The following is a 15,458-nucleotide window of genomic DNA, read 5'->3' on the forward strand; positions in this document are numbered from 1 at the left end:
TGGCATATGCTAAAAGCCCAGAATCAACCCTATTGGGATGGGTTTTTGCTATGCCACTGTGGTATACCCTAATGGGTCACACCTCGACCCCACAATATAAATACTCTTCGATTTCTTCTGGGGTGATGCCTTGCAGGTATAGTTCGTCTATCTCTTCAGGGGTATATCCAAAAGTCATAGCCACGGATTTCAGCTCGTCCAGATAGGACTGTTCTGTAGGACGAGGGAAGTAGTACGACGTAAGCCGTGGGTAATAGCTCAATGTGAATAGGTGAGAGTCATCGAAGGTGGCACGGTGGGTTTCTCCATTAGCAGTGAGCTTCAGGATGTCACCACATTGTTGCTTCACTTCCACGGGATGTTCACCCAAGTTCCCAAAGCGGAGTAATGCCTTGTCTAGCAAGTCCTTGGTGGAAGCATAGACATAGATCCCTCTTTTAGGGAAGTGATAAATGGTGAGTGGATTCTCACCACGGACGAAATACAACGAATCTTCTTCATCCAACACCGTAAAGACAAAGGAACCCTCCACCTGCTCTGCCATAGTTTGCAGAGATTTCAGGTGGAGGGCGCAGGGAATTTCCATAGTCCATAAATCCAAAGAGACAACACATATTATTTTTCTTCCTCCACTTCTACAGGCTCGCTGACATAGAGCCGACGTTCTTTCAAATACTGAATCAATTCTGGATATTTTTCCTCTGGCAAGGCCGCTACAAAGCTAACCTCCAACTTTGCAACATCCGGGGGAGTTCGAGGGGTTACACCCCCTTCAAATGAAATCATTTGCCCATACTGAAACCGCAACCGTTCTCCGCCCCATACCTTTTCACTCTTCACTATTACTTATTACTTCCAAAAAATCCTGTACAACGTAGTGAAAAGTGAATAGTGAAGAAGTAATAAGTAAAAAATCCGAAGTAGATAAATCTACTTCGGATTTTTTGGCGGAGAAGGAGGGATTTGAACCCTCGCGCCAGTTTTATCCAGCCTACTCCCTTAGCAGGGGAGCCCCTTCGGCCTCTTGGGTACTTCTCCAAATATGCAGTTTTCGTGTAGTAAAAGGTGGCGGAGAGAGTGGGATTCGAACCCACGGATGCTTGCACATCGCCAGTTTTCAAGACTGGTTCCTTCAACCGCTCGGACATCTCTCCAGCTGTATGGACGATGCGTTCCTCACTGGACACTTATAGGAGTATAGCATGGTGAGGCCGGTTTGTCAATATATTTTGCTAGGAAATTTGATTTTTTTAGCCACCGTCCTTCTATTGAGAAGGACGGTGGCTAGGAAACTTAGAAAGCAAGCTTATTTCTTAGCAGCTTGTTTGCTGAGAGTTTGGAAGCCTTCGATAGCCAGAATCACAGCCAAGATCACCAGAGCTGCAGAGAAGAACACTTGCAGGGCAGCAGCCAGAGTGAAGCCAGCCATCAAGCTGGTCAATTGAGGAATGAAGGTGGATGTGACCAAAGAGGTCAAAGTAGCAATCAGCATGAAGCACATGGGGAACATGAACATTTTGTTGTTCTTGCCGATGTTGCCCAGCCAAGAAGCACAAGCCAACAGAGCCAGAGCAGCCAACAGTTGGTTGGAAGCACCGAACAAAGGCCAAATCAAGGTGTAGTCGCCCATCAAAGAGCCACCCAGAGCCACGGTGATTGCAGTTGCCACATAGGGGTTGGCCAGAGTCTTCTTGATGCCAGTCAAATCTTCCAGAGTTTGACCTTCGTCCATGAAGAATTCTTGGAACATATAGCGAGCCAGACGAGTAGCGGTGTCCAGAGAGGTCAAGCAGAATGCAGACACAGCCAGGATCAGCACAGAGTACATCACTTCGTAGGGCAGGCCAACGGTTTCCAGCATGACAGCTACGCCTTTTGCGAACACAGCAGTTGCTGCTTCAGTAGGCATACCGCCTTCTGCTGTGAACAGAATGCCCACGCAGATAACAGAGATGGTAGCCAAGACACATTCGATGAGCATACCGCCGTAGCCGATGTTCATACAGTCTTTTTCGTTGTCCAGTTGCTTGGAGGTGGTACCAGAGCCCACCAAGGAGTGGAAGCCAGAGATAGCACCACAAGCCACGGTGATGAACAGGTAGGGGAACAGGGTGGTGGAAGAGGTATTGTTGATACCAGTCCAGCCAGTGAAAGCAGGCAGAGCCATGGTGGGGTGAGCAGCCACGACGCCCACAACTGCCAGAATCAACATGCCATACAGCAAGAAGGAGTTCAGGTAGTCACGAGGTTGCAACAGAATCCACACAGGGGTGACAGATGCCACCAGGATATACACCATAACAAAGCCCATCCAGAAGGTAGAGGTCATGTGGATAGGTGCGTTGTAGCCGATAACGATACACAGAATCAGGCCAATGACGCCAACCACAGTGGAAATGCCCAGAGGTGCATTGCGGCGATAGACAAAGAAGCCAAAAGCCACAGCTAGCACGATGAACAGCATGGAAATGGAAGCGGTACGGCCGTTTGCCAGATTCAGAGCATCGCCAGAACCAGAAGCAAAGGTACCAACCACGATGGAGCCGAATGCAGCAACCACCAGAAGCAGGGTCAGGTAAGCGAAGACCAGGAACAAGCGCTTGCCACGACGACCGATGTTCATTTCAATGATGTGACCGATGGATTTACCTTCGTGACGGACAGATGCGAACAGAGCCGCAAAGTCATGGGTGGCACCAAAGAAGATACCGCCGATGAGAATCCAACACATAACAGGCAACCAACCAAAGATAGCGGCAGCGATAGGACCACTGATAGGACCAGCGCCTGCGATAGAGGCAAAGTGATGCCCCAACACAACAGGTGCCTTTGCAGCACAGTAGTCCACGCCGTCGGCCATGGTGTGTGCAGGGGTTTCGCGGGTGACGTCTACACCCCATTCTTTTGCCAGCCATCTGCCATAAAACAGATACCCTAAGCAAAGAACAACGATGCTAACGACTAGAATAACCAGAGCGTTCATATGAGTTCTCCCTTCTCATTACACCTCAGAGGCAAAGTTTTCTCTGAGGTTCTGTCGAGCTTTCTTCCCGACTGGATTGGATAGAAAGCTCATTGTTTCTACTTCCATTGCTGCTATATGATACTCCATCCAGCCATGGAGCGACAGCCGATATTGCTTGCTATAGGTATAGCGTTTGAGCAGTTTTTTGGCATCAGCGTCAATGGTATTGGCAATGACCATCAATGTGACGTAGGAAAACATATGCTCTTTGTGGGGGTGAATTAGCTTGAGCCCTTGGGTGCGAGATTGGTCAATCCAGTGCTGGGCTTGGGCTTTGTCTACGTGCTCTGCCACGGCGAAGTACACGTATTCGTGTTGCTCGGTGGCGTAGACCGTGTTGGCCTTGTTTAAAATGTAGTTTTCATCTCTGAGATGATAGATGGCAGTGGCGGCAAAACCGTGGCACAAGGCGCTGTCTTGCTCGATGTCGTAGTAGTGGGAGTAGGCCTTGAGCATCCGCTCTAAACGGGCTGTTAATTCCATAGATTCGTACAGTCCTTCCTTGGGGCATAGCGATTGAATATAAATCGACCAGTTGTTGTTGCTGTTGTTTTGCAAGCTATAGTATACACCTACAAAAATGATTTGTGAATAGGTTTTTCCAAAATTATGTATAATTTATGAATGCTACAAAAATCGGACGATTTTTGTAGCATTCTGACAAAGTTTTATTCTGATGTTTAAGGAAACTAACCAAAGAAATCACCCGTTCCACAGTACAACTTCACCCTTTGACAGCGTAGCAGGCACGTCAATTAAGCGTTGGTTGCTACTGCCGCGGAATCGCAGACGGATATCTTTGAGTGCCTCCACAAAGCGTCCATCCACCAATACATCTAAATAGGAGAGCAACGCATCTGTCCCGTCACAGCGAGGATGGGGCGCTTGGGTTTGGAGCTGTTCTAAGGTGAAGCCTGTATAGCACCAGATGGTTTTTTGGGGGTAGCGTGCTTTCACGGATTGCACCAAGGGCAACAATCCTGCCTGATTGGCTGGCTCCATAGGCTCGCCGCCCAACAGGGATAACCCTTGGATGTGGGAGGGGGCGAGGCTATCTAAAATGAAATCTATGGTCTCTTGGGTGAAGGGGGTGCCATAGTCGAAGGCCCATGTTTCAGGCTGGAAGCAGCGAGGACATTGATTGGTGCAACCAGAGACAAACAAACTTGTGCGAACCCCGATGCCATTGGCAATGTCGTTGGTTTTAATGGCGCCATAGTGCAAGGGAATCATCTCCTTTTGTGGTTGTGGGATGGGAAACGGGCGCCCATTGGGCGCCCCTACCGAATGTGTGGGAAACGGGGAGGGACGTCGAGGACGCCGTCCCCTACAAAATTTCATGGGAGTACGGGGTAGGGGCGACCTGTGGTCGCCCGCAAGGTTAGGCAATGCGTAATTGGGATGGGAAAATTACAGGTGCATCACTCGATCGTAGATTTCTTGGGTGCGGCCTTGGTTCCAGAATTGAGAGCCAATGTAGCCACAGGTGCGACGTGCCACGTTCATTTTGTTTTGGTCTTGGTTTTTGCAGTGGGGGCATTCCCAAATCAGTTTGCCATCCACATCTTCTTTGATGAGGATTTCCCCATCATAGCCACAGACTTGGCAATAGTCAGACTTGGTGTTTAGCTCGGCATACATAATATTGTCGTAAATATAGCGCATGATGGAGAGTACAGCGTCCAAATTGTCTTGCATATTGGGCACTTCCACATAGCTGATGGCGCCACCAGTGGACAGGTGTTGGAACTTGGCTTCAAAGCCCAGTTTAGCAAAGGCATCGATGTCTTCGCTGACGTGGACGTGATAGCTGTTGGTGATGTAGTTTTTGTCGGTGACCCCTTCAATGATACCAAAGCGCTTTTGCAGGCTCTTGGCAAATTTGTAGGTGGTGGATTCCAAGGGGGTGCCGTAGATGCCAAAGCCGATGGTGGTTTCAGCCTTCCAACGGTTGCAGGCCTCGTTCATGTATTCCATGACTTTGATGGCGAACGGTGTGGCAGTTTCATCGGTGTGGCTCTTGCCAGTCATGTATTTCACGCATTCGTACAGCCCAGCATAGCCTAGGGAGATGGTGGAATAGCCGTCCATCAACAGTTTGTCGATGACTTCGCCTTTTTCCAAACGGGAGATGGCGCCGTATTGCCACAGAATGGGGGCCACGTCAGAGGTGGTGCCCTTCAAACGGTTGTGACGGCACATCAAAGCTTGGTAGCACAGTTCCAGACGTTCATCGAACACCTTCCAGAATTTGTCGATGTTGCCGCCAGAAGACAAAGCCACGTCCACCAAATTGAGGGTGACCACACCTTGGTTGAAACGACCGTAGAATTGATACTTGCCGTTTTCGTCTTTCCATGGGCTCAGGTTGGAGCGACAACCCATAATGGGGAAGCAGTTGCCTTCTTTGTATTCCATCATTTTCTTCTCAGAAATATAGTCAGGCACCATACGCTTGGCAGTACACTTGGCAGCCAGACGGGTCAAGTAGTGGAAGTCGGCATCTTCGTTGATGTTGTCTTCTTCCAGCACGTAAATCAGCTTGGGGAAGGCTGGGGTGACCCAGACGCCTTCTTCGTTTTTCACGCCACGATAACGTTGCTCCAAGGTTTCTTCGATGATCAGTGCCAAGTCTTTTTTCTCTTGTTCGTTTTGGGCTTCGTTCAAGTACATAAACACGGTGACAAAGGGTGCTTGTCCGTTGGTGGTCAGCAGAGTCAGCACTTGGTATTGAATGGTTTGCACCCCACGGCGCACTTCGTCACGGAGGCGTGCTTCCACCAAGGTGTGGAACTTTTCGTCGTCGGCATGGAGACCCACGCTGTCTAGCTCTTGGCGGACAACGGTGCGGATTTTCTCGCGGCTCACTTGCACAAAGGGGGCAAGGTGTGCCAAAGAAATGGATTGACCGCCGTATTGGTTAGAGGCCACTTGGGCGATGATTTGGGTGGCGATGTTACAGGCGGTGGAGAAGCTATGGGGGCGTTCAATCATGGTGCCTGTGATGACGGTGCCGTTTTGCAACATATCTTGCAGGTTTACCAAGTCGCAGTTGTGCATATGTTGGGCAAAGTAGTCGGTGTCGTGGAAGTGGATGATGCCGTCGTCGTGGGCTTGTACAATTTCTTGTGGCAAGAGGACACGGTTGGAGATGTCTCGGGATACTTCGCCGGCCATATAGTCCCGTTGAGTGGAGTTGACCACAGGGTTTTTGTTGGAGTTTTCTTGCTTGGCTTCTTCGTTGCAACATTCGATGAGGCTTAAAATCTTTTCGTCGGTGGTGTTGCTTTGGCGCACCAGAGAGCGGACGTAGCGATAGGTGATGTAGGCCTTGGCCACTTCGAAAGCGCCGTGTGCCATGATTTGTTGTTCCACCAAGTCTTGCACTTCTTCCACAGAAGGGGCACGGCCTAGTTTTTGGCAAGCCAAATCTACGCTTTGGGCAATGCGTTGGATTTGCAGGGGGGTCATTTGGGCGGCTTCTAAGGTGGCCTCGTTGGCCTTGGTGATGGCCACGATGATTTTGGTGATATCAAACTCTACCTCTGTGCCGTTTCGCTTTAAAATGCGCATAGTAAAAACCTCTTTTTCTTTCTCATTGTCCTCTATTGGAGCGTTGTTTAACCGCTGAAAACCTAGTGTGTCACTAGACTTTGCGGTGCAGTGTTAATATAAAACACAATATCTAGTGTTTCTATTCTAACCCTACCTACAAGAGATTGCAAGAGGTTTTTGCAACAAAACCGTAAAATTTTTGTGTATAGCTTTGGCAATTTTGACAGGGTGCGCGGAAATGATGAAGAATTTATGCAGAATTCCCCTTGACAAAACCTTATAAAAATACTATACTCTAAAAAGCCGACCGACCGTTCGGTCGGCTTTTGTAAATTGTTGTACATTGAATGTATACTATATTGTATATGTATACCGTTGTAGGGGCGACCTGTGGTCGTCCGCTGATAGAAAGGAAACCCTATGAAACGATTGCTCTCTCTGTGTCTGTGCGGCGCGCTGGTGGTCACCATGACGGCCTCTGCCATTGCCAGTGACCAAACCCAAACCATCACCGCCTCCTCTATTCAATACGCCGGCTTGACGGTGGAACCAGAAAACCGTGCCACGGCTTTGCATTTTGAGGATATGCGCACGGTGGTGCTGGAGTATAACTATACCATAGACTATTTAAAAGCCGTTAGCTCTGACGCTGGGGAAATGGATGCTGATGATTTATATGAAATTGTTGCAGGTCTAGAAACCATGAAATCTGGCCTGTCTGAATTGCAAAGCCTCTTTCTCTCATCCCCTACCGTCAGCCTGTCCACTGACGAGGGAAGCGTGTCTGGTGTCAGTGACATCAACAACGCCTTGGTGGTGCTCTATGCTGGCATTTACTCCATGCTAGGTTATGACATCGCCAGCTTGGAATTGGACATTGCCAGCTATGAATCCAGCGCTCTCACCTTAGACACCACCATCGAAACCACGAAAAACACCCTTAACACCTCTATGAATCAAGTGGTCAAAGGGGCAGAAAGTTTGTACATCGCCATTGTCACCATGGAAAATGCCATGGGCGATATTGACCGCGGTATTGCCGCCATGGAACGGGCTGTGGCATTGTTCCAAACCCAATATGACCGTGGTTTAATCTCTTTGTTTGAGCTGGAAACCATGGAATATCAGCTTCGACAATTGGAAAGCGCCAAAGAAACCCTAGACTTCCAAGTCCGCACCACCAAAATGACACTAGAAGGCATGGTGGGTATGGAGCGCACTGGGGAATTGTATCTCTATCCTCTGACCATGCCAACAGAAGAAGAATTGGCGGCGGTGGATTATGAGAGCAACTTGACCAAAGCCATGAACCAAAATGAAGCCTACATGAATGCCGAAGCTGAGTACTTCACCAATGTGGGCAGCACTACATATAAGCGCAATTGGGTGGTCGCCATCGATAATTTCAAGGCCAACTACTATTTAACCTGTATCACTGTCCCTGAAATGAGCCGCTTGGTCTCCGTGGCAGAAGACACGGTGGCCTATCAAAACCGTGCCTTGGAAATCACCGCCAAGTCCTACGAACTGGGCATGAGCTCTGAAGAAGAATATAACACCGCCTTAGATAATGTGGCGGCAGCCGAAAGCGATTTGTTCAAAGCAGAGCTGAATCTGTTCACAGAATATAGAGACTACATCTGGGCGACTACCTACGGAATCGTCTGATTTTGATTGAAATCTGCTGAAATTGCGTAGGGACAGGGCTTGCCCCTGTCCGTCTCCCGATGTATGAAGCACCTTTGTTCCATGACTCACAACTTGGGGAACGGACAGCCGCAAGGGCTGTCCCTACGACTTGCTGTGTGTTGTCTGACTTTGCTTAATACCACCCCCACGTTAAGAAAGAGGTTTTTAAACTATGAAACGTATTGTATCTTTGATTTGTCTGGCCGCCATGGCATTGAGCATGGTGGCCTGTGAGACCACCACAGAGGAAACTGTGGTGGAAGAAGCGGTTCCCACCGTCACCGCTGTGGAGGTTGCCACCGTGGAGCGTGGGGACTTGTTTGTGGAAAGCCAAGTTTCGGGGTCTGTGGCCTCTAGTCGCTCCATCCCTGTGATGCCTGAAACGGCTTGCAAGGTGAAAACCGTTTATGTCCAATCAGGTGATACCGTGGAAGTGGGAGATCCCTTGTTCACCATGGATACCTCTGATTTGTACGATTTGTATGAAACCGCCTTGGATATGTATGACTTGACCAAAGCCATGTTGGATGCCCAAGTGGAAGACACGGAAAAAACCATTGCCAACCTCTACGCCTTGTACGAAATTGGTGGCGTAAGCCTGAGCACCATCGAGCAAGCGGAACTGGGCTTGCTCCAATTGACCACCAGCCGTGAAACCACTTTGGCACAAATGGGGTTGGACACCGTGCTTGACGTGATGGCAAGCCCTACCGTCACCGCCCCTATCTCTGGCACTGTCACCTACGTGGCTGTGACGGCAGGGGTGATGACCACCAACACCTCTGTGGCGGTGATTGTGGAAGAAATGTCTACCTTGCAAGTGGTGGTCAACGTGTCTGAAACACTGCAACCCAGCATTAAAATTGGAGACAGCGTCAAGCTTGAAATCTCTGCCTTGGGTGGCGACACCCTAGAAGGCACCGTGGCAGGGGTGGCTTCTTCTGTCAGCCAAGGCACCGCGCTGTACCAAGTGCAAATCGACCTGCCTGCTGGCACCAATGCTGCCATTGGTATGTTTGCCCGTGTCACCTTTTCCACCAATGCCCATTACGACACGGTTTTAATCCCCACAGAAACTATTTTGACCGAAGGGGAAGAGCAATGCGTGTACATCGTCAACGATGACGACACGGCCAGCCGCATCGTCATCACCACCGATTTAATCGGCACCACCCACACCGAGGTCACCTCTGGTCTGGTGGGGGGCGAAACCTTGGTCACCCGTGGGCAAAGCTATCTGTCTGACGGTGCGCTGGTGAGCATCAGCGCGTTTGAAACCGATGATGGCACCGACTTGGTGGACGAAACCATTGTGGACGAAACCATTGAAACCGAAACCGACGTCATAGACGAGGAGGCCGCATAAATGAAATTTGCCGCCTTTTGTATCAAGCATCGTGTCACCACCATTATGGCCTGTGTCATGGTTGCCATTTTTGGGGTTATGGGCTTTAGTGAACTGCCCTTGTCTCTGCTCCCTGACATGGAAGTGCCTGTAGCCTTGGTGTATGCCACCTATGACGCAGGTCCCCAAGAGGTGGAAAGTCTGGTGACTCACACCTTAGAAGCCGCCTGCGCCTCTGTCTCTGGCATGGAAGAAATGTCCTCCATTTCCAGCGAAGGGATGTCCATGGTCATCTTGTATTTTACCGACGATACCGACCTTGACTCCGCCCTCACCGACCTGCGTGAAAACGTGGACATGGTGTCGGCCTACCTGCCAGACAGCGCCTCCTCCCCTATGGTCATGTCCATCGACATCGATGCCATGCCTGTAGCTGTGCTGGCCTTGACAGGCAGTGACCTGCCCACCTTGCAAACCATTGCCGACGATACGGTGAGCCCTGCCCTAGAACGGATTTCTGGGGTGGCCTCTGTGGACACAATGGGTGGCTACTCCAACCAAATTACTGTGGAAACCTTCAGTGAAAAGCTCTCTGGGTATGGCCTTTCTTTGACCCAAATCTCCCAAACCTTGGCGGCGGAAAACATCTCCCTGCCTGCTGGTAGCGTCAACTCTGGTGCCAACACCTTGACCGTCCGCACCGATGGGGAATTTGCCAGCGTAGACGAAATTGAAGACACACTTTTGATGCTTCCCACAGGTGGCACCATTCGCTTGGGCGAAGTGGCAGATGTGTTTTTAGAACCCCAAACCCAATCCACCATTGCCATTGTCAACGGCCAAGAAAGTGTCATCCTTTCTGTGAACAAACAGTCTGGTGTCAACACTGTGGAAGTGGCAGAAGCGGTGCTGGCTGAAATGGAAACCCTCAGCGCAGAAGCCCCCGAAGTGGAATGGGTCTGCGTCATGGATCAAAGCGACTTCATCAACCAATCTGTAGACAGTGCCGTCACTAATATTTTGTATGGCGTGATTTTTGCCGCCTTGGTGTTGCTGATTTTCCTCCGTGACTGGGGCGCCACCTTGGTCATTGCCATCACCATGCCCATGTGTATCATCGCCGTGTTCTTGGTGATGCAGTTGTTGGGCATTACCCTGAACATGATGAGCCTTGGGGGGTCGCCATGGGGGTGGGTATGATTGTGGATAACTCCATCGTGGTGCTGGAAAATATTTTCCACTACAAAGCCGATGGCGCCAACAATTACGATGCCTGTACCCAAGGCACTGGGGAAGTGGCCCTGTCCATTTCCGCCTCCACCTTGACCACCATTGCCGTGTTCTTGCCCTTAGGCTTGACCGACGGCATTGTGGGCATGATTTTCTATGATTTCTGCCTGACCATTTGTACCTTGATTGCCACCAGCTTGGTGGTCTCGCTGACCATTGTGCCTGTGCTGTGTTACCATTTGCTGGGGCATAGCAAGCGTGACCAAGCCAAAATGACCGCCATTGTGGAGAGCAAAAAGCCCAAGTCTATGACCAATCGCTTCTTGACTGGCTATCGCAATCAACTCCAATATTTCATCACCCACCGAGTCATTGCCATGGTGATTTCCATTGCTTTGGTGGGGGGCTTTGGTTATGCCATTGTCCAAGCTGGCTTTGAAATGATACCCTCCATTGACCAAAGTACGGTGGCCATCACCGTTTCTGTGCCTACGGGGGCTGAAACTGACGAGTCACAACTGATTACCAATCGGGTCATGGAAGTGGTAACGGAAACGGTGCCAGAAATGGAAAGCTGTTACTATACCATCGGTAGCTCTGGCCTATCCACCTCCACCAGTAACGACAGCTCTGTCACCATCAATTTGGTGGGCAAAGAAGAGCGTGAACGCTCTGCTGACGACATTGTGGCGCAAATCCAAGCCGACATCGCCCACATTGCTGGGGCCGACATCACCGTGTCCTCCTCGGGTGGCATGGATATGTCCTCCCTCACAGGCACTGCCATTTCCATCACCGTTTCTGGGGACGATGAAGACTTGCTAGAAGAAACCGCCAACGGCTTGGCAGAAGCCATTGCCCTCATCCCCGATGCCACCAATGTGGTCTCTTCCGCCTCGGAAGAAGTGCCAGAAGTGGCCATCAAGCTCCGCCGTGATATAGCTGCCGCCTATGGTTTGACCTCGTATACCGTGGGTGTGGACGTGCTGAGCCAACTCTCTGGTAGCTCTGCCACCACCTTGAAAGTGGACGGGGAAGAACTGTCGGTGATGGTCAAAGGCGACGCTGGGGCTGGCGATAGCTTAGATGCGCTGAAATCCATGTCCATCACCACCGCCTATGGCACCTCGGTGCCACTGAACATGATTGCCGATGTGACGGTGGAAATGTCCCCCCAATCCATCACCCGTACCAACCAAGAACGGGTGCTGACCATCACGGGCGACTCCCGCACCGATGATGCCACTGGCATTGCAGAATCTGTGGAGGCTGTGGTGGCGGCTTACGAACTGCCCGACGGTGTCCGTGTGGACGTGGGCGGTGAATCAGAAGAAACCATGGAGTCTTTTGAAAGCCTTGGCTATGCCTTGGTGGTGGCGCTGGGGTTGGTGTTCTTCGTGCTGGCGTCTCAATTTGAATCCTTCTTCATGCCCATCATCGTCATGATGATTTTGCCAGTTGGATTGATTGGCTCACTGTCCACCCAAGTGTTTTTCGACATGAAAATCTCCATCATTTCCTTCGTGGGTGTGATTATGCTCTCTGGTGTGGTGGTCAACTCGTCCATCGTGTTGGTGGACTATATCAAAATCCGACGCAACCGTGGCGAGTCTAAGGTAGACGCCATTTTAAACGCCTGCCCACGCCGTGTGCGCCCTGTGCTGATGACCACCCTGACCACCATTTTGGGGCTGATTCCCATGGCGACCAGCACAGGCGAAGGTGCTGAAATGATGCAACCCATGGCCATTGTCATGATGACAGGCATGGTGGTTGCCACTGTGGTGACCTTGCTCTTTACCCCTGTGTATTACAGCATCATCGATGGGTTTGAAAGCTTTATTTTCCGTAAAAATAAGCAGGAGGAATTGCCTGATGTCCAAGATCAGCCAGAAGCGCAAGCTTGAGATTTTAAATGCCGCCTATGGAGAATTCCAAAAAAATGGCATTGACGGCACCTCTATGAGTGACATTGCCAAAAGTGCAGGCATTGGGAAATCCACCATTTATGAGTATTTTCCCTCCAAAAACCAACTGCTTAGCGAAGCCTGCGTCCAGTTTATCAGCGACATGGAGGAAAGGGCGATGACCTGCTTCCAAGGCGACGACACCATAGAAGAAAAAATGGTTGCCTATTGCAAAACCATCTGTGGCTATATGTCTATGGTGGAGGTTATGGGGAATTTGGCCAGCAAAAGCGTGGATAATAGCGATGCCCTGCGTAACATGGTGGAAGACCATATCAAAGGCTTTACAAAACGGGTGGAGATTGAGATTGCTGGGCTGTTGCGCCAAGGACAAGAGACTGGCGAAATCCGCCAAGATCTTGATTTAGATGTGGCACCAGTGGTGCTCCAAAGTCTGCCCAGTATGCAGCTGGTGTGGGGATTGAACCGTGCACAAATAGACCAAGGCATGGAAAAAGCCGTAGACATGGTGTTCACTGGACTGAAAAATCCCTGAGATACAATATAATATAGTGTGTGTGAAACCGCATTGGTTGGGCTTTGGCCTAGTCAATGCGGTTTTTTGCCCCTACGGGGCGGTGTTTTGCCAGACGGCTGTTCCCCCTATCCCATCGTAGGGGCGACCTGTGGTCGCCCGTTCCCCACCTCTTTGTTGGATTTTGCCCCTACGGGGCGGTCACCTGCCGGTGGGGCGTTCTTTTTGTATCGACAAAAAGAACCAAAAAACGATTTTTTCACGACGACTGCGGTCGAGTGAAAAAAGGGGCTTTTACGGGGGTTCATCACTGGAATGCTTTGGTTTTTTGAACGGCACGGGTTGGCCTGATTTGACGCGAAGTATCCTTTCGGGCTTCGCCCTGTTGAGGAGATGCGGTGGAAAGGGTGCGGTTTTTTTGGGGTGCCTAGGATGTATGTGGGGTATAGATTGGTGGCGTTGGGTAAGACGGGCGACCACAGGTCGCCCCTACAAGGGTGCCAGCACCACCCAACATCAAGCTGACCGCAGGTCAGCGCCTCCCCAACGCCACCGCACCCATCGACGTCCACAATCTTAGGCACCTTCCATGCGTGGTACTATGTCATCGCACGAGTTGCGTGCGGCAGCAATCAGCGTTGGTTCGCCCATCCCACACGATAAGCCGAACGGATGTGAGCCAGACGCCCCAATAGCACCGAACCCACTCACACGCACCATCTGTATACAATGGGAGCACGTGAGACGGCTGACCACAAGTGGTCAGCCGCCACGTGCAAGATTTTTGGTTACTTTGCATCTGGCGAATTGTCAAGTCAAGTGCAACACTTTGTTATAAAAGACTTCGAGAGGAGTTTTCCAACCAAGGCATTTGCGGGGTCTCGTGTTTAGTTTGTAGGCGACATCTTGAATAAATGCATCGGATAATGGTGCAATGTCGCTGCGCTTGGGAATGTATTCTCGAATGAGGCCGTTGCTATTTTCGTTGGTTCCACGCTCCCACGGGGCATGCGGTTTTGGAAAGTAAAACTCCATGCCTAGCGCTGCTGTCACATCGGCGTGGTCTGTAAACTCCACGCCTCGGTCTGGCGTGATGGTATGGCGCATTTCTGGTGGCAGCTTAGAGAAAATAGCAATCATATTTTCTCTAAGCTGCCACCTCAGCAGCAATTTTTCTCTGACATTTGGCTATGAACACAATTCGTGATAATCGGTCATTCAACGTTAACAAGCAGGCACCGCCTTTTTTGCCAGCTACAGTATCTGCTTCGAAATCACCCAGTCGTTCTCGCTTGTTGGCCGCATCTGGACGTTGGTCTAAATGGTTTGAAATCACCACTTTTCCTCTTGGTTTTTGCCCTCTCGGCTTTCCTCTGTGTCGAAGATGCCGTTTTGCGCCCTTATTTCCTTTCGATCTCTTCTCTTGTAATGTGTCATATTTCCCAGCATAAATAGCCCTGTAAATTGTGGTATAGCTGATTTGAATTGGTGAATTTTCAAAGAATAAACGGTTTTGAATTTCTTCTGGTGACCACTGTTTCTCAATGAATAACTCTTTGATTTTCTTATATACAATTGGGTTGTCTAGCTTCGCGTGGCGGCGACATTTTTTTCGTCGTACATGATATTTTTGCTCAGCTTTTACCGCCGAATACTCTTTTGTATTTTGATTTCTATTTCGTTTTACTTCTCGAGAAATTGTAGATACATTTCGCCCCATCGCTTGGGCTATAAAACGCAAACTTTTCTTTTCATACAAAAATAATAATAGATTTTCTCTTTCTTCTATGTTAAGATGTTGATAATGATTCATTGAGAGAATCTCCTTTCATGTTGTCCGCTAACACCATGATACATGATTTTTCTCAATGAGTCATTTATTTTTTTACTGTTGCACTTACAGTGTATATTCGCCCTTTGCAAAGTAACGCCCGCGCGGCGAGCGCCCCCCACGGGAGTGGCGAAAAAGTTTATCAAAAGAAAACTCCCATAGGGTGAAGCAAATTGCAATTGATTTCCACGGGCGACTAATAGCCGCCCCTACAAGGGTCGGGGGCGAAGAAAGCCCCTGCGGCAGCAGCCCCCACGGCAGTGGGAAAAAGCCCCTGCGGTAGCAGAAAGCCCCTACAGGAAGAGAAAAAACGCACGCCCTTCAAGTAAAATCCTTTACAA

The 15,458-nt window shown here is 50.0% G+C and carries 11 protein-coding genes, 2 tRNA genes and 1 pseudogene; 4 read left to right on the top strand and 10 right to left on the bottom strand.

Annotated features, from left to right (window positions below; all coding sequences use genetic code 11):
• Positions 1-76 precede the first annotated feature (76 nt).
• The 8 genes from RFF05_RS06000 to nrdD form a co-directional block, all read right to left on the bottom strand.
• Positions 77-586 (bottom strand): hypothetical protein, encoded by a 510-nt coding sequence (locus tag RFF05_RS06000; protein ID WP_409969465.1) that lies wholly within the window; start codon positions 584-586, stop codon positions 77-79.
• 29 nt (positions 587-615) lie between these two features.
• Positions 616-786 carry a hypothetical protein gene (locus RFF05_RS06005; RefSeq protein ID WP_409969466.1) on the bottom strand — a complete coding sequence of 57 codons (171 nt, stop codon included), beginning with the start codon at positions 784-786 and terminating at the stop codon, positions 616-618.
• A gap of 159 nt (positions 787-945) precedes the next feature.
• A tRNA-Ser gene (locus tag RFF05_RS06010) sits at positions 946-1,038 on the bottom strand.
• A 28-nt stretch (positions 1,039-1,066) separates the two neighbouring features.
• Positions 1,067-1,154 (bottom strand) — tRNA-Ser (locus RFF05_RS06015).
• Positions 1,155-1,306: 152 nt separating this feature from the next.
• Positions 1,307-2,983, bottom strand: a complete 1,677-nt coding sequence (locus RFF05_RS06020) for a carbon starvation protein A (protein WP_409969467.1) — start codon at positions 2,981-2,983, stop codon at positions 1,307-1,309.
• An 18-nt stretch (positions 2,984-3,001) separates the two neighbouring features.
• Positions 3,002-3,508: a hypothetical protein gene (locus tag RFF05_RS06025; protein ID WP_409969468.1), complete on the bottom strand. Its 507-nt coding sequence runs from the start codon at positions 3,506-3,508 to the stop codon at positions 3,002-3,004.
• A gap of 219 nt (positions 3,509-3,727) precedes the next feature.
• A complete protein-coding gene (gene nrdG, locus RFF05_RS06030; protein WP_409969469.1) occupies positions 3,728-4,249 on the bottom strand; it encodes an anaerobic ribonucleoside-triphosphate reductase activating protein in 522 nt (173 codons plus the stop codon).
• A gap of 186 nt (positions 4,250-4,435) precedes the next feature.
• Positions 4,436-6,598, bottom strand: coding sequence for an anaerobic ribonucleoside-triphosphate reductase (nrdD, locus tag RFF05_RS06035; protein WP_409969470.1), 2,163 nt, complete (start codon positions 6,596-6,598; stop codon positions 4,436-4,438).
• A gap of 402 nt (positions 6,599-7,000) precedes the next feature.
• On the opposite strand from nrdD, the gene RFF05_RS06040 reads away from it, so the two are divergent.
• From RFF05_RS06040 to RFF05_RS06055, 4 genes and pseudogenes are all read left to right on the top strand, one after another.
• Positions 7,001-8,248, top strand: a complete 1,248-nt coding sequence (locus tag RFF05_RS06040; RefSeq protein ID WP_409969471.1) for a hypothetical protein — start codon at positions 7,001-7,003, stop codon at positions 8,246-8,248.
• Positions 8,249-8,441: 193 nt separating this feature from the next.
• Positions 8,442-9,635, top strand: coding sequence for an efflux RND transporter periplasmic adaptor subunit (locus tag RFF05_RS06045; RefSeq protein WP_409969472.1), 1,194 nt, complete (start codon positions 8,442-8,444; stop codon positions 9,633-9,635).
• A 57-nt stretch (positions 9,636-9,692) separates the two neighbouring features.
• Positions 9,693-12,751, top strand: a pseudogene (locus RFF05_RS06050) (efflux RND transporter permease subunit).
• The gene (locus tag RFF05_RS06055) at positions 12,720-13,307 is read left to right on the top strand and encodes a TetR/AcrR family transcriptional regulator (protein WP_409969473.1); all 588 of its coding nucleotides are present in this window, start codon (positions 12,720-12,722) and stop codon (positions 13,305-13,307) included. The pseudogene RFF05_RS06050 and the gene RFF05_RS06055 overlap by 32 nt, the downstream one beginning before the upstream one ends.
• A gap of 789 nt (positions 13,308-14,096) precedes the next feature.
• Here the strand turns inward: RFF05_RS06055 and RFF05_RS06060 are convergent.
• Complete coding sequence (locus tag RFF05_RS06060; RefSeq protein WP_409969474.1) at positions 14,097-14,426, bottom strand: IS30 family transposase; 330 nt, start codon at positions 14,424-14,426, stop codon at positions 14,097-14,099.
• Between the two features lie 7 nt (positions 14,427-14,433).
• Positions 14,434-15,099, bottom strand: a complete 666-nt coding sequence (locus RFF05_RS06065) for an IS30 family transposase (protein WP_409969475.1) — start codon at positions 15,097-15,099, stop codon at positions 14,434-14,436.
• Between the last annotated feature and the right edge of the window lie 359 nt (positions 15,100-15,458).

This window comes from Bengtsoniella intestinalis, assembly GCF_039719005.1.
Lineage (GTDB): Bacteria > Bacillota > Clostridia > Oscillospirales > Oscillospiraceae > Oscillibacter > Oscillibacter intestinalis.